Origin of the sequence: Actinacidiphila yanglinensis (assembly GCF_900107965.1) — a bacterium.
Lineage (GTDB): Bacteria > Actinomycetota > Actinomycetes > Streptomycetales > Streptomycetaceae > Actinacidiphila > Actinacidiphila yanglinensis.
Genome location: NZ_FNVU01000004.1, coordinates 384,850 through 402,760, shown reverse-complemented (window position 1 = coordinate 402,760; position 17,911 = coordinate 384,850). Strand labels below are relative to the sequence as shown.

Genomic DNA, 17,911 nt, shown 5'->3' with positions numbered 1-17,911 from the left:
GCGGCACACACGAAGGGAGGTGGTCTGAAGCATGAGTTGCACTCGGACACGTGAGGTGACTGCGGGCTAGCTCCGCGCACTTGGGCGTGCGTGATGCTCGCCAATCCCACGCAGTTCACCCGACCCGCGGGCTCGTCGGACTTGTCCGGCCGGTGCCCGGAGCCACCTGGCTCCGGGGAGCAGCCCGCGGGTCGTTCGTTTTTCCACGGCGCCCCTGACGCCTAGGGCGCCAGGCGCTCCACCGACCACGCGCCGTCGGCGCCGGTCACGTACCGCAGCCGGTCGTGCAGGCGGTTCTGCCGTCCCTGCCAGAACTCGACGGCCCGGGCGCGTACGCGGTAGCCGCCCCAGTCAGGTGGCACCGGCACCTCGGTCCCCTCCGGCCAGCGCGCCGCCAGTTGCGCGTACTCCTCCTCCAAGGCGGCGCGTGAGGCGACGACGGAGGACTGCTCGCTGGCGTGGGCACCCAGCTGGGAGCCGTGAGGGCGGGTGTGGAAGTAAGCCTCGGTCTCCCGGGCTGAGGTCCTTACCGCGGTACCGGTGACGATCACTTGCCGCGCGATGGGATGCCAGGGGAAGAGCAGCGACACCTGCGGGTTGGCGGCCAGCTCGCGCCCCTTGCGGGAGCCGTAGTTGCTGAAGAAGACGAATCCGTCCTCGTCGTAGCCCTTGAGCAGCACCGTGCGGGAACTGGGCGCCCCCTCGGGACCGACGGTCGAGACGACCATGGCGTTGGGTTCCGTGAGCAGCCCGCGCTCCGTGGCCCGCACGGCGTCGGCGAACCAGCGCTCGAACTGCCGGTACGGATCGGCGGCCAGGTCGGCTTCGGTCGGCCCTGCCGCGCCGTACTGCTTGCGCATCGCCGCGAGGTCCTCGTCGCCCTGGAGCCAGGCGGACTGATGGTCTTGCCGGAGTGGTTCGTGCACGCGGACATCTTGCATGACCGCGGCCCCGGCGTTCCCATGGTGACCCCGTGTGCCGGATGTCACGGCCCGGGAGCCGCCGGGCCGGGGTGACCCGGTGACGCACGGGGCATGACCGGGAGACAAGCACAGCGACGTGATCGTGAAGGAGCCGCCCCATGTCCGACTTCGTACCGGGACTCGAAGGAGTCGTCGCGTTCGAGACGGAGATCGCCGAACCGGACAAGGAAGGCGGCTCGCTGCGCTATCGCGGGGTCGACATCGAGGAGCTGGTCGGCCACGTCTCGTTCGGCAACGTGTGGGGCCTGCTGGTGGACGGCCGGTTCAACCCCGGACTGCCGCCCGCGGAGCCGTTCCCGATCCCCGTGCACTCCGGCGACATCCGCGTCGACGTGCAGTCGGCCCTGGCGATGCTCGCCCCGGTGTGGGGGCTCAAACCGCTGCTCGACATCGATGCCGAGGCGGCGCGGGACAACCTCGCGCGCGCGGCGGTGATGGCGCTGTCGTACGTCGCGCAGTCCGCCCGCGGCCAGGGCCTGCCCATGGTGCCGCAGCGGGAGATCGACAAGGCGCAGTCGATCACCGAGCGGTTCATGATCCGCTGGCGCGGGGAGCCGGACCCGAAGCACGTCGCCGCCGTGGACGCGTACTGGACGTCGGCGGCCGAGCACGGAATGAACGCCTCGACGTTCACCGCGCGGGTGATCGCCTCGACCGGCGCCGACGTCGCGGCCGCGCTGTCGGGAGCGGTGGGCGCGATGTCCGGGCCACTGCACGGCGGTGCTCCCTCCCGCGTGCTCGGCATGATCGAGGAGATCGAGCGCACAGGCGACGCCGAGGGCTACGTGAAGGCCGCACTGGACCGCGGCGAGCGGCTGATGGGCTTCGGCCACCGCGTCTACCGCGCGGAGGACCCGCGCGCCCGGGTGCTGCGCCGCACCGCCCGCGAGCTGGGCGCGCCGCGCTACGAGGTCGCGGAGGCCCTGGAGAAGGCGGCGCTCGCCGAGCTGCACGCCAGGCGGCCCGACCGGGTGCTGGCCACGAACGTCGAGTTCTGGGCCGCGATCATGCTGGACTTCGCCGAGGTGCCCGCGCACATGTTCACCTCGATGTTCACCTGCGCGCGCACCGCCGGCTGGTCGGCGCACATCCTCGAGCAGAAGCGCACCGGGCGTCTGGTCCGGCCCTCCGCACGCTACATCGGCCCCGGCACACGCAGCGTCAAGGACATCGACGGATTCCCTGACGTCGCCCACTGAGTTCCCGGCCGAACGCGACCCCACCCGGTCCGCTGCTCCCGTCCGGGCGCGGGGTCCCGTATGGCACGCCGGACGGCCCGGTCCGGTACGTACCGCCGGGTCGCCCGGTGCGGTACGGGTCCGGGTCGCCCGGCTGCCGGAGCTTTCCCGCGGGGCGTCGGGGCGGCCTCGCGAGGCCGGATGCCCCGTCGGCCGGTCCGTTCCTTAGCCCGTCCGTGGCAGATCGGTGCCACCATCGAGTGAATATCCCGGACGTGCGTTCGGGTGCTCTCGGCTCGGCGGCGACGTCCGCGGAGCGGTCGTAGGTTTGAGCGGTTGACCGCGATCCGCCAAGGACGGTCGGCGACGCCGCGAGTGTCGCAGCCCCGCCCGGAGCGGGCGTCCCGCAGGGCGGGAGCGCGGCCGCGGCGGCCTTCGGAAGTGGTGGCGGGAGAACTCCCCCTTGTCCGTGGGCATGTCGACTTCGACCGCGTGGCCGCCGCGATGATCCCTTGCCGGACAAGGGAGTTCGAGCCCGTCGCGCACTTCGGCCAAGCATCGGCAGTCCTCGATCCGCTCGCCGGCCGAGCCCGGTCACTGCATGCGATGCCGTTCCTCTTCCCTGGCCGGAAATGACGGGCACATGATCTCCGAACTCCCGTCCGGAGGTATCACCGTGGTCTGTTTTTCGACCTCCGGCACCGCACTCGATCGGGGTCCGAAAATCATCTTGATCACCGTCGCGAGTGAATTCTCCGAGGCCGTTCTCGCCGTCCGCGGAGGGTGGCGCCGAGCGCCGCGGATTGCCGACACTTTTCTCGGGACGCACGAACGTCCCCGGATCGATCCCGGCGTCCGGATCCCGGAGATCCTTGAAAACTGCAAAGAGAGCGATCAACTCCGGGCCGAGCATCCTCGGCGGGAATTCGGCGCGCGCCCACCGTCGCCGCGTTCGCCGGAGTTCCGGCCGCCGCGCGAACGACCGCCCCCGACGCCGGCGGGTTCAGGGAGGGTGCCGTACCGGTACGGCACCCTCCCTGGACCCGAGCGGGGAGCGCCACCGGCCGGATTGGCGGAAACCCTCCGTGGGGCTGCGCAGCCCTCGCCGGAAGAGTCCGCGGACGGGGTCGCAAGGGGCGCCCGGTGTCCTCCGAAGGGTGCTGCCACAGGTGGGCGGCCCGCCGTCTCATCCGATGGAACGCGGGCGGCAACAGGCCGTTAACGGACTACGCTGCCGACGTGGCCGATATTGAGATCCCCGCTGACATCAAGCCCGCCGACGGACGGTTCGGGTCGGGCCCCTCCAAGGTGCGGACGCAGGCGCTCGACGCGCTGGCCGCCACCGGGACGTCCCTGCTGGGCACTTCTCACCGCCAGGCGCCGGTGAAGAACCTGGTCGGGCAGGTCCGGGACGGCGTGCGCGCGCTGTTCTCCCTCCCCGACGGCTACGAGGTGGTGCTCGGCAACGGCGGTTCCACCGCGTTCTGGGACGTCGCCACCCACGGTCTGATCAGCGCCAAGTCGCAGCACCTCTCCTTCGGTGAGTTCTCCTCGAAGTTCGCCAAGGCCTCGCTCCAGGCACCGTGGCTGGCGGATCCGACGATCGTGAAGTCCGACCCGGGCACCCACCCGGAGCCGGTCGCGGAGGCGGGCGTCGACGTGTACGCCCTGACCCACAACGAGACGTCCACGGGCGTCGCGGCCCCGATCCGCCGGGTGGCGGGCGCCGACGACGGCGCGCTCGTCGTGGTGGACGCCACCTCCGGCGCGGGCGGCCTGCCGGTCGACATCACCGAGACCGACGTCTACTACTTCGCACCGCAGAAGTCCTTCGCGGCGGACGGCGGGCTGTGGTTGGCGGTGTTCTCGCCGGCTGCCCTGGAGCGCGCCGCGTCCGTCGCCGCGTCGGGCCGGCACATCCCGGCGTTCTTCGACCTGCCGACCGCGATCGACAACTCGCTGAAGAACCAGACCTACAACACCCCCGCGGTGGCCACCCTGTTCCTGCTCAAGGAGCAGCTCGAGTGGATCAACGGCCAGGGCGGTCTGGACTGGGCCGTCAAGCGCACCGCCGACTCCTCGTCGCGGCTGTACGGGTGGGCGGAGAAGGCGTCGTACGCGACCCCGTTCGTGGCCGACCCCGCACAGCGCTCCCAGGTCGTCGGCACCATCGACTTCGAGGACGGCATCGACGCCGCGGCGGTGGCGAAGGTGCTGCGGGCCAACGGCATCGTGGACACCGAGCCCTACCGCAAGCTGGGCCGCAACCAGCTTCGGGTCGCGATGTTCCCTGCCGTCGAGCCGTCCGACGTCGAAGCGCTCACCGCGTGCATCGACCACGTCATCGGGCAGCTCTGACCGCCCCATCGACCTGGCCCGTGAGGGCTGCCGTCCGCGGCGGCCCTCACGGGTGGTCCGGCATCCGGACCTCATCGTGCGTCAGCCGCGTCGGCGGCGAGCCACCCTGCGCAGGCCGTAGCCGGCGGCGGCGATGGCCGCGAGCACGATGAACCCGACCGTCCTGCCACCGGAGTTGTCGGCCTTCTTCACGCCGGCGTCCGCGGCCGGGCGCGGCGATGTCGCGGACGGCGTCGGGGTGGCATGCGCCACCGGGGTGACGCTGTCCGGCAGTTCGTCCCCGCTCAGGCCCTCCTTCCACACCTCGCTGTCCTTGCCCTCGCTGCCGTACAGCAGCGAGCGGCCGTCGGGTGTGAAGGTGACGGACTCGCCCTGGGGCTGGATAGGGAGTCCGAGGGAGTCGATCTTGCGAGGCCGGCCGTCGACCCACCGGTAGTCGATGGCCCACAGGTAGCCGCGCAGCACCAGGCGGCTGCCGTCCGGGGAGAAGGCCCCGTCGGTGACCCACGGGACGTCCCCGATCCGCTTGAAGACGTTCACGCCCGTGCTGCTGAGCTGGGCGGGGCCCTCGTAGAGATGCCCGCCCTTCTCGTTCTTGCTGGCGATGTAGACCCGGCCGGTCTTGGGCTGCACCATCAGAGCCTCGGCGTTGCGCGGCCCGTCGTCGTACCGCACGGTGAAGCGGGTGACGTCGACGGTCTGGCTGGTGAGGTTGCGCGGTTCGGGGAATCGGTAGATCCACACCTCGGACCAGGCTCCGTCGAGGTTGTCGCCGATGTCGGCGACGTACAGGTCACCGTCGGGGCCGAGCGAGATCGCCTCGACGTCGCGAGGGTGGATGCCGCGCATGGTGAGGGTGGCGACGGTCTTCCCGGTGGCCGCGTCCACGCCGTAGACGTAGGGTCCGTCCCCGCTGTCGTTGTGCGTCCAGTACACGCCCGGGTGCAGCTTGCTGGCAGCCAGGCCGCTGGACTCGGTGATCCGCGGATCGCTGATCCGGAACGCCGCGGAAGGCCCGCTGTCGGCGATCGCGGGGGTGGTCGAGGCGCAGCTCAGGGCGAGGACGGCGCCGGCGGCGGCCACCGGAAGGTACGTACGCATGGCCCCAAGCGTGCCATCCGCCCCTGGGTGGGGCGTCAACCGAGTGCCCCCCTTGATTCGAGCGCACTCGAAGAGCTTGTCTTTGGTGTCATGAAGTACACACAGCTCGGACGCACGGGCCTCAAGGTCAGTCGCCTGGTACTCGGCACGATGAACTTCGGTCCGCAGACCGACGAGGCGGACAGCCACGCCATCATGGACTCGGCACTCGCCGCCGGGGTCAACTACTTCGACACCGCCAACGTCTACGGCTGGGGCGCCGACAAGGGCCGCACCGAGGAGATCCTCGGCAGCTGGTTCGCCCAGGGCGGCGGCCGGCGGGAGAAGACCGTGCTGGCCACCAAGGTCTACGGAAACATGGCGGCCGAGGGCGAGGAGTGGCCGAACTTCGACCGGCTCTCCGCGCTGAACATCCGCCGCGCGGTGGACGCGAGCCTGAAGCGGCTGCGCACCGACTACATCGACGTCTACCAGTTCCACCACGTCGACCGGGCCACGCCGTGGGAGGAGATCTGGCAGGCGATCGACGTCCTCGTCCAGCAGGGCAAGATCCTCTACGCCGGATCCAGCAACTTCGCCGGCTGGCACATCGCCCAGGCCAACGAGGCAGCCGCCCGCCGCGGTTCGCTCGGCCTGGTCAGCGAGCAGTGCCTGTACAACCTGGCGGTGCGTGACGCCGAGATGGAGGTGATCCCGGCGGCGCAGCACTACGGCCTGGGGGTGATCCCGTGGTCGCCGCTGAACGGCGGGCTGCTCGGCGGCGCGCTGCGCAAGCAGCGGGAGGGCGGCGGCTCGCGCTCCGTCGGCGGCCGCAGCGCGGACGCGCTGAAGTCGCCCCAGCAGCGCGACCAGATCCAGGCGTACGAGGACCTGTGCGACAAGCACGGGATGGACCCGGGTGACGTGGGCCTGGCGTGGCTGCTGACCCGGCCGGGCGTGACCGGGCCGATCGTGGGCCCGCGGGTGCAGGGGCAGCTCGACTCGGCGCTGCGGGCGGTGGAGCTGGAGCTGTCGGAGGAGTTCCTCGCGTCGCTCGACGAGATCTTCCCGGGCCCGGGGGCGTCTCCGGAGTCCTTCGCCTGGTAACAGGGGCCGGGACCGAGCGGCGGGCACGGGCGAAGCGTCGGGTGCCGGGCGTGGGCCGCCGGGGTCAGTGGACCGCGGCGGCCACGACCACCACCGCCAGCAGCAGGACGAAGGCGGCGGTCATCACGCGGGTGCGGGTCTTGGGGTCCACGCTCCGAGGTTATCCGTCCGCGCCCGCCGGGCCGCCGCCCGGGCCCTCACCCTGCCCGGGGCCCTGACCCGGGCGCTGCGTGCGGCCGAGCGGGAAGACGGCCAGAGTGTCGTAGTGCGGCTGCTCCCCCGGCACCCCGGAGCGCGGCGGGACGCTGGCGACCAAGGCGAGGGTGTCGACGCTCCAGGAGGAGCCCTGGAAGGCGGCCAGGGCGTCCACGAGGGGCCGCAGGGGCACCCGGGCGGAGCGCGGGGTGCGGGCGAGGGTCAGATGGGCCAGGAAGGCGTGCTGCTCGCCGGCGGGCGGAGCCCCGGCGCGGCGGGCCGCGGCCCGCACGGACCCGGCGAGGTGGGACAGGGCGCGCACGTCCCCCTCCGCACCGGTCCACAGGGCACTGTCCCCGAAGTGGCCGGCGCCGGCCAGTCGCAGGGTGTGCGGCTCGTGCCTGCGGGCGGCGCGGGCGAGGCGTTCGTCGAGTTCGGGGCGTACGTCGTCGGGCACCTCACCGAGGAACGCGAGGGTGAGGTGCCAGCCGTCGGTGGCGGTCCACCGCAGATCCCGCGCGCCGGGCAGGCGCCGCACGGGTGCGAGCGCCGCGGTGAGTTCGGCCACCGCGGCCGGAGGCGGCAGGACCGCCGTGAAGAGTCTCATGCGGCGGAGGTCAGGCGGCCGCCGGAGGAGTCGGAGGCTGCCTCGGGGCCCGATGTAGCCCCTCGGGTACCTGACCCCGGGCCGCCCTCCGCGTCGGGCGTCTCGGGCGCGTCGGGCGCCTCCAGTGCCGGGCTCGCCGACGAACCGCCGGCCCCGGAGCCCTCGTCGGCGCGCTGGCCCTTGGGGACGAAGGCGATCAGCGGCTGGTTGCCGCGCCGGCCGGGCCGTAGGTTCACCCGCAGCCGCAGGCCGCCGGCCCGGGCGAGCACCAGCCCGACCCCGACCGCACCGGCGGCGGAGACCAGACCGCCGGACAGGAAGCCGATCCGGGCGCCGAAGTTGTCGGTGACCCAGCCCATCACCGGGCCGCCGACCGGGGTGCCGCCGACGAAGACCATCATGTACAGGCTCATCACCCGGCCGCGCATGACCGGGTCGGTGGCGAGCTGGACGGTGGCGTTCGCGGTGGTGTTGAAGGTCAGCCCGAACACGCCGATCGGCACCAGGAGGATCGCGAACAGCCAGAAGGTCGGGGCGACGGAGGCCAGGACCTCCAGCATGCCGAAGACCAGGGCGGCGGCGACCAGCATCCGCAGGCGGGTGCGGGTGCGGCGTGCGGCGAGCAGGGCGCCGATCAGGGACCCGGCGGCCATCAGGGTGTTGAACAGCCCGTAGGTGCTGGCGCCCGCGTCGAAGACCTTGTTGGCGAAGGCGGACAGCCAGATCGGGAAGTTGAAGCCGAACGTGCCGATGAAGCCGACCAGCACGATCGGCCAGATCAGCTCCGGCTTGCCGGCGACGTAGCGCAGGCCCTCGCGGAGCTGGCCCTTGCCGCGCGGGGCGCGTTCGATCTTGTGCAGCTCGGAGGTGCGCATCAGCAGCAGGCCGGTGAGCGGGGCGATGAAGGACAGGCCGTTGATCAGGAAGGCCCAGCCGCTGCCGACGGCGGTGATCAGCACACCGGCGACCGCGGGGCCGACGAGGCGGGCCGCCTGGAAGTTCGCGGCGTTCAGGGAGACGGCGTTGCGCACCACCTCGGGCCCGACCATCTCCACGACGAAGGTCTGCCGGGTGGGGTTGTCGATGACGGTGACCATGCCGAGGAGGAAGGCGATCGCGTAGACGTGCCAGACCTGGACGACGCCGGACAGGGTGAGGGCGGCCAGCATCAGCCCGAGCACGCCGAGGGCGAACTGGGTGCACAGCAGGATCTTGCGCTTGGGATAGCGGTCGGCGATGACGCCGCCGTACAGGCCGAACAGCAGCATCGGGAGGAACTGGAGCGCGGTGGTGATGCCCACGGCGAAGGACGAGCCGGTGATGCTCAGCACCAGCCAGTCCTGGGCGATACGCGACATCCAGGTGCCCGTGTTGGAGATCACGGCACCGGTCGCGAAGAGCCGGTAGTTGCGGATCTTGAGCGAGCTGAAGGTGCCCGTCTTCTCCGCGGGACGGTCAGGTTCGGTTGCGGTGTCTGGTCCGGCTGCCGAACTCAATCGGTACTCGCCTGCCTTTCCTGGTCATGACGGCGCGGCGGCCCCATCGGGGCTCGCCGCGGGGGCGGTCACGCGCGGGTCGCGCGATGACCTGCGGTTCACAGGTGAGCCAACTTCTCCAGGACGGGGGCGGCCTGGCGCAGGATCGCCCGCTCCTCGTCGGTGAGTCCTTCGGCCAGTTCGGCCAGCCAGGCGTTCCGCCGGTCGCGGCTCTCGGCGAGCATCGCCTCGGCCTGCGAGGTGCGGCTCACCACCACCTGGCGGCGGTCGTCCGGATGCGGTTCCCGGCGGACCAGTCCCTTGCCCTCCAGCATCGCCACGATGCGGGTCATCGACGGCGGCTGGACGTGCTCCTTGCGGGCCAGCTCCCCCGGCGTGGCGGAGCCGCAGCGGGCCAGGGTGCCCAGCACCGACATCTCGGTGGGGCTCAGCGACTCGTCGACGCGCTGGTTGCGCAGCCGCCGCGACAGTCGCATGACTGCGCTGCGCACATCGCTCACCGCTGCGCGGTCGTCCTCGGACAGTTCGCTCACGTTGTTTAGCTTAGCTTATTACTTTGGCTAAGTACAATCGGCGCGAAACAGTTCCGCGGCCACCCGTGAGGGGCCGAACCCGGGCCCAAACCTCGCACCCCCCGCATCTCACCCGTACGGGTGATATTGGCGCGGAAAGCGACACGCCCGCCCGTGATGTGCGGGGACGGTGGTCGCATGGCATCGAGAGTGCTCAGCCTCCGGATTGACGCAGAACTGTGGGACCGGATCCGCGACCATGCCGCCCGCCGCGGGATGAGCGCCCAGGACTACGTGGTGCGGACGCTCATCCGCGACGACTTCGACGAACGCTTCCAGACGGCGGTCGAGGAGACCGACCGCTTCTACGCCGCCGCGCCGCAGCCCGACCGGGAACCCCCCGGCGGGCCGGGCCCGGCCGCCCGGGACCCGGCGGGGGTTCCCCGCGCTCAGACCAGGCCGAGGGCGGGCATCAGGTAGTAGAAGGTGAAGACCGCGGCCACCAGGTAGAGCGCGACCGGCACCTCGCGCCAGCGCCCGGCCACGGTACGCAGCACGCAGAAGGTGATGAAGCCGATGCCGATGCCGTTGGTGATGGAGTACGTGAACGGCATCAGCACCATCGTCAGGAAGGCCGGGATGGCGAGGGTGTAGTCGCTCCAGTCGATCTCCCTGATCGAGCCGGACAGGATCAGGAAGCCGACGGCGACCAGCGCGGGGGTCGCGGCCTGCGCGGGCACCATCTCCGCCAGTGGCGACAGGAAGAGCGCGAGCACGAACATCAGACCGGTGACGACGCTGGCCAGGCCGGTCCTGGCGCCCTCGCCGACCCCGGCGGTCGACTCCACGAAGCAGGTGTTCGCCGAGGAGGAGGTCGCGCCGCCCGCGGCGGTTGCGATGCCGTCGATCATCAGCACCTTGCTCATGCCCGGCAGGTCGCCCTTCTCGTTCAGCAGACCGGCCTCGTCGCTGACGCCCAGGATGGTGCCCATGGCGTCGAAGAAGCAGGACAGCAGCACCGTGAAGACGAACAGGATGCCGGTGAGCACGCCGACCTCGTGAAAGCCGCCGAAGAGGCTGACCTTGCCGATGAGGCCGAAGTCGGGGTTGGCGACCGGGTCACCCGGCCACTTGGGGACGGTCAGCCCCCAGTTCGCGGCCGGTACGTGGGCGACCCGGTCGACCACCACCGCGAGCACCGTCATCGTGACGATCGAGATCAGGATGGCGCCGGAGACCTTGCGGATGATCAGGCCCAGGGTCAGCAGGGTGCCGAGCACGAAGATCAGCACGGGCCAGCCGGTGAGGTGGCCGTCGCTGCCGAGCTGGACCGGCACCGTGGTGTGGGCCGCGTCCGGGATGCGGGTGACGAAGCCGGAGTCGACCAGGCCGATCAGCAGGATGAACAGGCCGATGCCGATCGCGATGCCCTTGCGCAGCCCCAGCGGCACCGCGCTCATGACGCGTTCCCGCAGCCCGGTCGCCACCAGCAGCATGATCGCCAGGCCGGCGAGCACCACCATGCCCATCGCGTCCGCCCAGCTCATCCGCGGGGCGAGCTGGAGGGCGACCACCGTGTTGACGCCCAGGCCGGCGGCAAGCGCGACCGGCACGTTGCCGATGACGCCCATCAGCAGCGTGGTGAAGGCGGCCGTGACGGCGGTGGCGGTGACGAGCTGGCCGCCCTGCAGGTGGTGGTGGAACTTGTCGGTGGCCGAGCCGAGGATGATCGGATTCAGCACGATGATGTACGCCATCGCGAAGAACGTCGCCAGCCCGCCGCGGATCTCGCGGGGGATGGAGGAGCCGCGCTCCGAGATGCGGAAGTAGCGGTCCAGGCCGGCGGCAGGCGGCCCGCCGAGGGGCGGGCGCGCGTCGACCGGAGCGGGGGCCGTGGGGGACATGCGGGTCCTCAGGGTGCTTTTATCGCCAGGGGTTGGGCGATCGTACGAATGATTTCGGTCAACGAGTGACCGTTTCAGTATGAACAAACAGGAAACCAGACGCTATCTCCGCGCGTAGAGGCCGGTGCCCTCGGGGCGACCCCGCCCTTCTGAGCCCCCTGCATGGCCGCATACGATGGGGCCATGAGCAAGGAGCGGACCCCCCTGCGCGAGGCCCCCGAGCCGCTGGAGGCCAACGACGTCGCGACGATCACCGTCGGCGTGATCATCTGGTTCGTGCTCTTCTTCGTCCAGCTCCCCTTCTACGGCTGGTACTCCGACCACGGGCACACCTGGTTCATCTGGACCTGCCTGGCCGGCGGCGCGTGCGGACTGCTGGGCCTGATGTACGTCCGGGCCCGGCGCGACGCGATCGCCCGCGCCCGGGCCGCCGCCGAGCCGGCGCCCGACGTCTCCGCCGCGCCGGGTGCGACGCTCGCCGACCCCGGGGCCAGCTCCGACTCCGGCCCCGGCTCGAAAAAGCCGCAGAACGGGTGAACGGGTAGAAGCCACCCCCTGCACGTACCGTCAGCACCATGACGGAACGCGCGGACACCGAGGTCGTGCCTGCCCGACTGCCCGGGCTGAGCAGTGACCAGGTCGCACAGCGGGTCGAGCGGGGCGAGGTCAACGACGTTCCGGTGCGCTCGTCGCGCTCGACCACCGAGATCGTCCGAGCGAACGTCCTCACCCGGTTCAACGCAATCATCGGCGTGCTCTTCCTGGTGATCCTGGTGGTGGGTCCCCTCCAGGACGGCCTGTTCGGGTTCGTGATCGTGGCGAACACCGCGATCGGGATCTTCCAGGAGCTGCGGTCCAAGCACACCCTCGACAGCCTCGCGGTGATCGGCGAGGCCAGGCCGATGGTGCGCAGGGACGGCACGGCCACGGAGATCGGCACCTCCGAGATCGTGCTCGACGACCTGATCGAGCTGAGCCCCGGCGACAAGGTCGTGGTGGACGGGCGCCTCGCGGAGGCGGACGGGCTGGAGATCGACGAGTCGCTGCTGACCGGTGAGGCCGACCCGGTGCTGAAGCGCCCCGGGGACGAGGTGATGTCCGGCAGCTTCGTGGTCGCCGGCGGCGGCGCGTTCACCGCCACGAAGGTCGGCCGCGAGGCGTACGCGGCGCAGCTCGCGGAGGAGGCGTCGCGCTTCACCCTGGTCGACTCCGAGCTGCGCAACGGCATCAGCCGGATTCTCAAGTGGGTGACGTGGATGATGGTGCCGACCGCGGTCGGCCTGATCATCAGCCAGTTCACGGTGGAGAACCACGACTGGCGCGAGGCGGTGCGCCGTACGGTCGGCGGCATCGCGCCGATGGTGCCCGAGGGGCTGGTGCTGCTGACGTCGGTGGCGTTCGCGATCGGCGTGGTGCGGCTCGGCCGCCGTCAGTGCCTGGTGCAGGAGTTGCCCGCGATCGAGGGCCTGGCCCGGGTGGACGTGGTCTGCCTGGACAAGACGGGCACGCTCACCGAGGGCGGGATGGACGTGACCGGGCTGCGGATGCTCGACGGCGCCGACGAGGCCTTCGTCGGCCGGGTGCTCGCCGCCCTCGGCCGCTCCGACCCGCACCCCAACGCCAGCCTCCAGGCGATCGTCGCGTCCTATCCGCCCGCACTGGCCGAGGGCTGGCGGGGCACCGGCACCCTGGCGTTCAGCTCCGCCCGCAAGTACAGCGGCGCCGCCTTCACCGAGCCCGGCGGCGGCGCCGCCCGCTGGCTGCTGGGCGCCCCCGACGTCCTGCTGCCCGAGGGGCACGACGCGCTGGCGGAGGTGGACCGGCTCAACGACGAGGGGCTGCGGGTGCTGCTCGTCGGGCGCACCGAGCGGGAGTTGGACGACCCGCGGGCGGCGGCGGAGATCGTCCCTCAGGCCCTGGTGGTGCTGGAACAGCGGCTGCGGCCGGACGCGGGCGACACCCTGCGGTACTTCGCCGAGCAGGGCGTGCACGCCAAGGTGATCTCCGGCGACAACGCGGTGTCGGTCGGCGCGGTCGCCGCGAAGCTCGGGATGCCGGGCGCGCAACGGCCCGTCGACGCCCGGCGGTTGCCGGCCGGCCGGGACGAGATGGCCGAAGTGCTGGACGAGGGCGCCGTCTTCGGCCGGGTCACCCCGCAGCAGAAGCGCGACATGGTCGGCGCGCTCCAGTCCCGCGGGCACAACGTGGCGATGACCGGCGACGGCGTCAACGACGTACTCGCCCTCAAGGACGCGGACATCGGCGTCTCGATGGGCTCCGGGTCGGAGGCCACCCGCGCGGTCGCGCAGATCGTGCTGCTGGACAACAGCTTCTCCACGCTGCCGTACGTGGTCGCCGAGGGGCGGCGGGTCATCGGCAACATCACCCGTGTCGCCACGCTGTTCCTCACCAAGACGGTGTTCTCGGTGCTGCTTGCGCTGCTGGTGGTGTTCTGGCAGATCCCGTACCCGTTCCTGCCGCGCCATCTGACGCTGCTGTCGACGCTGACGATCGGGGTGCCGTCCTTCTTCCTGGCGCTGGCGCCGAACAAGGAGCGGGCCAGACCCGACTTCGTCGGCCGGGTGATGCGCTACTCCACCCCGGCCGGCGTGGTCTGCGCCGTCGCTTCCTTCGTCGCGTACCTGGTGGCCCGCCACCACTACACCGGCGCGGGCGCGTTGGACGCGGAGACCAGCGCGGCGACGCTCACGCTGTTCCTGATGGAGGTGTGGGTGCTGGCGATCGTGGCCCGGCCGTACACGTGGTGGCGGATCGGCCTGGTCCTCGCGATGGTGCTGGGCTTCGTGGTGGTGCTGGGCGTGCCGTGGCTGCAGAGGTTCTTCGCTCTGCGGCTGGTCGGTGACGAGGTGCCGTGGACCGCGGTGGGGATCGCCGCGGCCGGCGGGGTGGTGCTGGAGTTCTGCTGGGCATGGGTCAGCCGCCGTGAGGCCCGAGCCCAGAGTTGAACGCCCTCTGGGCGCAAGGGCGGTGGCGCCCGGTACGGCAGCGGGGCCGGCGCCGCCCTCGCGGGTGGCGCCGGCCCCGATACGTCGGTTCAGCCGGAGAGGCTTCGGCTCAGCCGGAGACGGTCACGTGTAGTACCCGAAGAGGTCCGCGACCACCTGCACCGAGCCGGTGTTGACGTGGAAGTCGACCTTCCCGTCGGTGACCGGGACCGTGACGAGGTTGGCGATCGTCTGCCCCTTCGACCAGTTGAGGTTGGACGCCGTCGGCCGGGTGGTCCCGTCCGGGTAGACGACCAGGTAGGCGCCGTCGCTGGTGCCGCTGACCACGGTCACGTTGAGGACGACCGCCTTGGCGTGCGCCAGCACGTTGCCGTCGTTCAGGCTGAGCGCCAGGGTGCTGGTCGACGCCAGCGCCCCCGCCTTGGACGCGCCGACACCGGTACGGGTGTCCAGCAGCCGGGTCGGGCCGGCCGTGTGGTACAGCGCGCCGCCGGTGTCGGCCGAGTAATAGCCGAAGACGTCCGCCACGAAGTGGGTCGTCCCGGTGCTGGCGTTGTAGAAGTCGACCTTGCCGTCCGCGCCGACGGGCATGACCACCAGGTTCGGCACCGTCTTGCCCTTGAGCCAGTTCAGGTTCGAGGACTCGGGACGGGTCGTGCCGTCGGGGTAGGCGATCAGGTGGCCGGTGGAGGTCTGGCCGGTCGCGGTGACGTTGAGCACCACCGCGGTCGCGCCCGTGGCAGGAACCCCGCCGGCGCCCGCGATCTGGAGCGACAGCACGCCGTTGGACTTCACCGGTGTGGTCGTGGTGACGCCGACCTTCGAGCGGGTGTCGAGCACCCGGGTCGGGCCGGTCGGGTAGTACGTCGCACCGTCGGTCGCGGTGGAGTAGTAGCCGAAGACGTCCGCGACCAGGTGGGTCGTCCCGCTGCTGGCGTTGTACAGGTCGACCTTGCCGTCCGCGCCGACCGGCACGACCACCAGGTTCGGCACCGTACGGCCCGTGACCCAGTTGAGGTTCGAGGCGGTGGGCCTCGGGGTGCCGTCCGGGTAGGCGGTGAGGTAGCCGCCGGCCTTGGTGTCGGTGACGGTCAGGTTGAGCACCACGGCCGTCACGCCCGTCGCGGGCACCGCGCCGCCGGCGCTGCCGGCGACCTGGAGGGACACGGTGCCGTCGGCGGCGACCGGCGAGGTGCCGGAGCGGCCGATGTCGTGCCGGGTGTCCAGGATGCGGGTCGGGTTCACCGAGGTGAAGGTCCCCGCCTGCGTCTGCGGCACCGCCGTGCACAGGCCCGAGATGACGCTGCGCGCGTGCGGCGTGCCCAGCCCGGTGGCCAGGTCGTAGCCGGCGCCGCTCGCCGCACTGTAGGAGCCGGCCGGCTGGGCGCCGGTGTGGGCGAGGTAATTGGTACCCGTGGTGATGTCGCGGAACGCCGAGGACGGCAGCTTGTACAGCGCCGGGTTGACGAAGCCCACCGGGCCGTTGGCGGCGCAGCCGAGGTCCAGGTCGGCCTGCGCCGCGAGCGCGGCCCACGTCGGCGAGGCACCGCTGGTGCCACCGATGATGTACCAGGGCTGACCCTCCGCCGAGGTGTACCCGGCGGCGATCAGGTAGCCGGTCTTCGGGTCACCCAGCGCCGACACGTCCGGTACCTGGCGGCAGGTCTCACCCGCGGGCGCGTTGCAGACGTCGGCGTACCCGGGAGCGGTGACCCCGGTCTGGTAGTCGGTGGTGGCGTCCATGCTCCACGCGGTCGACACGCCGCCGCCCGTGGCACCGGGGTTGAGGTCGTCGGCGTCCCGGCCGACTTCCTCGCTGTTCCAGGTGCGCTGGGTGCTGCCGCCGGACCCGGTCATCCGGGTGCCGCCGACCGACAGGACGTACGGCTGGCCGGCCGGGTCGTCCACCGAGAGCAGCGAGCCGTTCGGGTCGAGGCTGGTGCCGGTGTTGTTCGGGTCGTACCAGCAGTCCGAGGAACCGGAGTCGCCGGACGCCGCGGTGACGGTCTGGCCCTGCGCCGCGGCCTGCTCGAAGATCAGGCTCTCCGCGGACATGAAGGCGTCCGTCTGGTCGACGGTGCATCCGCCCCAGCTGCTGGAGATCACCTTGGCGCGGTCGTCGCTGACCATCTTCTGGTAGACGTCCAGGACGTTCTGCTCGGTCGCGTTCTCCGCGTCCGGGCCCTGGTAGACCAGCAGGGACGCCTGGGGCACGAGGCCGATGAGGTCCTCGATGTCGAGGGCGGACTCCATGCCGTAGCCGATGTTGGCGTTGGCCGCGATCTTCGGGCCGCCGTCGACCTTGACCGCGCTGACCGACACCTTGGTGCCGTAGCAGGACTGGTAGGCGGCGATGTCCTTTGTGCTGTAGTTCTCCAGCTCGAAGATGCCGACGGACACGCCGGTGCCGACGTTCGGCTGGTTGGCCATGCCGTAGGCGCTCGCCAGCGTGCTCGCGCTCCAGTAGTCGGTGCCGTCGGAAACCCCGCCGCTGGTGAGCAGGGACTTGATGCTCGAGCACAGCACCGGGGTCTTGCCCGCGATGTGCGGGGAGACCGTGCCGGACGCCTGGGACCCGGCGGATGCGGGAGCGACCACCTTGGCCGCGGGCTTGGCGGCGAGGTGCGAGTGGACCTGGGCGAGCGTGTTCAGACCGGTGATGCCGGAGATGTCGGCGGCGGCGTCCGCGCGCAGCGAGGGCGCGGTGGTGTTGGCCACGCCGTGCCGGCCGTCGCTCGTGCGGTAGCCGGTGAAGCCGGTGTGCAGCGCCTTGCCGGCCGCGCCGACCGTGGTGTGCACCGGCAGCGTCAGGCCGTCCGACTCCAGCGTGCCGACGGTCAGGCCCTGGGCCTTGAGCGCGGTGCGCACCGTGGCGACGGCCGCGGGGCCGGCCCCGAACTCCGTGCCGAACGTGCCGGGCTTGAGGTACTGGTGGTACAGCGGCGAGCCGGGAGTCGACACGTCCGCGATGAACTTCTTCAGCCCCGCCGGGTCCCGCGGTGCCAGCACCACGCCCAGGTCGAGGGCGGTGTCACTGCTCGGCGCGGTGGTGCGCACCGCGCCGTGCGGCAGGTGCGGCGCCGCGCCGATCCGCTGCGGCGCGGGGGTCCCCGAGCCGCTGTCGGCCACGGCGGCGGGTGCCCCCGCCGCGACCATCGCCAGCGTGGCGACGGCGACCACCGGGCCCAACACGCCCGTCCGTCCCGCCCCCCGCCGCACGCGCCCCGCTCTGCGGCCAGCCATGCCCATGCACAGTCTCCTTCGTGGTGTGCTGCACCCGGCGGCATCGGCCGCGACGGCACCACGCAAGGGCACTTCGCGCAGGACGCCCATCCCACCGGGCACGCCTGCGCCGTTGATGCTGAAGTTTCGTTCCCCCAGACGGCGGGCCTCGCGGTCCGCGCTGGTTGTACGTGAGCCCCCCTGCGGTGTCACCGCGGTGAAGAACAGGTGTCCTTCATGTGCGCGAGTGCCAGCGTTGCTTTGTATCAGCTATGGAGAGTGAATGGTCAATCAGGTGTGCGA

General features: G+C 71.5%; 13 protein-coding genes. 6 read left to right on the top strand and 7 right to left on the bottom strand.

Annotated elements, in window-relative coordinates; translation table 11 throughout:
• Window positions 1-221: 221 nt before the first annotated feature.
• The gene (pdxH, locus tag C4U44_RS11625) at window positions 222-926 is read right to left on the bottom strand and encodes a pyridoxamine 5'-phosphate oxidase (RefSeq protein ID WP_265737319.1); all 705 of its coding nucleotides are present in this window, start codon (window positions 924-926) and stop codon (window positions 222-224) included.
• Between the two features lie 155 nt (window positions 927-1,081).
• Here pdxH and C4U44_RS11620 point away from each other — a divergent pair, with 155 nt between their 5' ends.
• Both C4U44_RS11620 and serC read left to right on the top strand, forming a co-directional pair.
• Window positions 1,082-2,182 carry a citrate synthase 2 gene (locus C4U44_RS11620; RefSeq protein WP_103885620.1) on the top strand — a complete coding sequence of 367 codons (1,101 nt, stop codon included), beginning with the start codon at window positions 1,082-1,084 and terminating at the stop codon, window positions 2,180-2,182.
• A gap of 1,218 nt (window positions 2,183-3,400) precedes the next feature.
• Window positions 3,401-4,519, top strand: a complete 1,119-nt coding sequence (gene serC / locus C4U44_RS11615; protein WP_103885619.1) for a phosphoserine transaminase — start codon at window positions 3,401-3,403, stop codon at window positions 4,517-4,519.
• A gap of 81 nt (window positions 4,520-4,600) precedes the next feature.
• Here serC and C4U44_RS11610 read toward each other — a convergent pair whose 3' ends face one another.
• Window positions 4,601-5,620, bottom strand: coding sequence for a WD40 repeat domain-containing protein (locus C4U44_RS11610; RefSeq protein ID WP_103885618.1), 1,020 nt, complete (start codon window positions 5,618-5,620; stop codon window positions 4,601-4,603).
• Window positions 5,621-5,710: 90 nt separating this feature from the next.
• Here C4U44_RS11610 and C4U44_RS11605 point away from each other — a divergent pair, with 90 nt between their 5' ends.
• Entirely contained in the window at window positions 5,711-6,706 is a 996-nt protein-coding gene (locus C4U44_RS11605; protein WP_103885617.1) for an aldo/keto reductase, read from the top strand.
• A 160-nt stretch (window positions 6,707-6,866) separates the two neighbouring features.
• Here C4U44_RS11605 and thpR read toward each other — a convergent pair whose 3' ends face one another.
• From thpR to C4U44_RS11590, 3 genes are all read right to left on the bottom strand, one after another.
• Window positions 6,867-7,508: an RNA 2',3'-cyclic phosphodiesterase gene (thpR, locus tag C4U44_RS11600; RefSeq protein WP_103885616.1), complete on the bottom strand. Its 642-nt coding sequence runs from the start codon at window positions 7,506-7,508 to the stop codon at window positions 6,867-6,869.
• Window positions 7,505-9,004, bottom strand: a complete 1,500-nt coding sequence (locus C4U44_RS11595; RefSeq protein ID WP_103885615.1) for an MFS transporter — start codon at window positions 9,002-9,004, stop codon at window positions 7,505-7,507. Before C4U44_RS11595 ends, thpR begins: the two co-directional genes overlap by 4 nt.
• A 98-nt stretch (window positions 9,005-9,102) precedes the next feature.
• Window positions 9,103-9,480, bottom strand: a complete 378-nt coding sequence (locus tag C4U44_RS11590) for a MarR family winged helix-turn-helix transcriptional regulator (protein WP_103885825.1) — start codon at window positions 9,478-9,480, stop codon at window positions 9,103-9,105.
• Window positions 9,481-9,714: 234 nt separating this feature from the next.
• Here C4U44_RS11590 and C4U44_RS11585 point away from each other — a divergent pair, with 234 nt between their 5' ends.
• Window positions 9,715-9,996 carry a hypothetical protein gene (locus C4U44_RS11585; protein ID WP_103885614.1) on the top strand — a complete coding sequence of 94 codons (282 nt, stop codon included), beginning with the start codon at window positions 9,715-9,717 and terminating at the stop codon, window positions 9,994-9,996.
• Here the strand turns inward: C4U44_RS11585 and C4U44_RS11580 are convergent.
• Complete coding sequence (locus tag C4U44_RS11580) at window positions 9,966-11,420, bottom strand: NCS2 family permease (protein ID WP_103885613.1); 1,455 nt, start codon at window positions 11,418-11,420, stop codon at window positions 9,966-9,968. The genes C4U44_RS11585 and C4U44_RS11580 overlap by 31 nt on opposite strands.
• A gap of 183 nt (window positions 11,421-11,603) precedes the next feature.
• Between C4U44_RS11580 and C4U44_RS11575 the strand changes: the two genes are divergently transcribed.
• Window positions 11,604-11,957 (top strand): DUF2530 domain-containing protein, encoded by a 354-nt coding sequence (locus C4U44_RS11575; protein WP_103885612.1) that lies wholly within the window; start codon window positions 11,604-11,606, stop codon window positions 11,955-11,957.
• A gap of 38 nt (window positions 11,958-11,995) precedes the next feature.
• Complete coding sequence (locus C4U44_RS11570; protein WP_103885611.1) at window positions 11,996-14,386, top strand: HAD-IC family P-type ATPase; 2,391 nt, start codon at window positions 11,996-11,998, stop codon at window positions 14,384-14,386.
• 123 nt (window positions 14,387-14,509) lie between these two features.
• Here the strand turns inward: C4U44_RS11570 and C4U44_RS11565 are convergent, their stop codons facing one another.
• Window positions 14,510-17,635, bottom strand: a complete 3,126-nt coding sequence (locus tag C4U44_RS11565) for a S53 family peptidase (RefSeq protein WP_160145018.1) — start codon at window positions 17,633-17,635, stop codon at window positions 14,510-14,512.
• Between the last annotated feature and the right edge of the window lie 276 nt (window positions 17,636-17,911).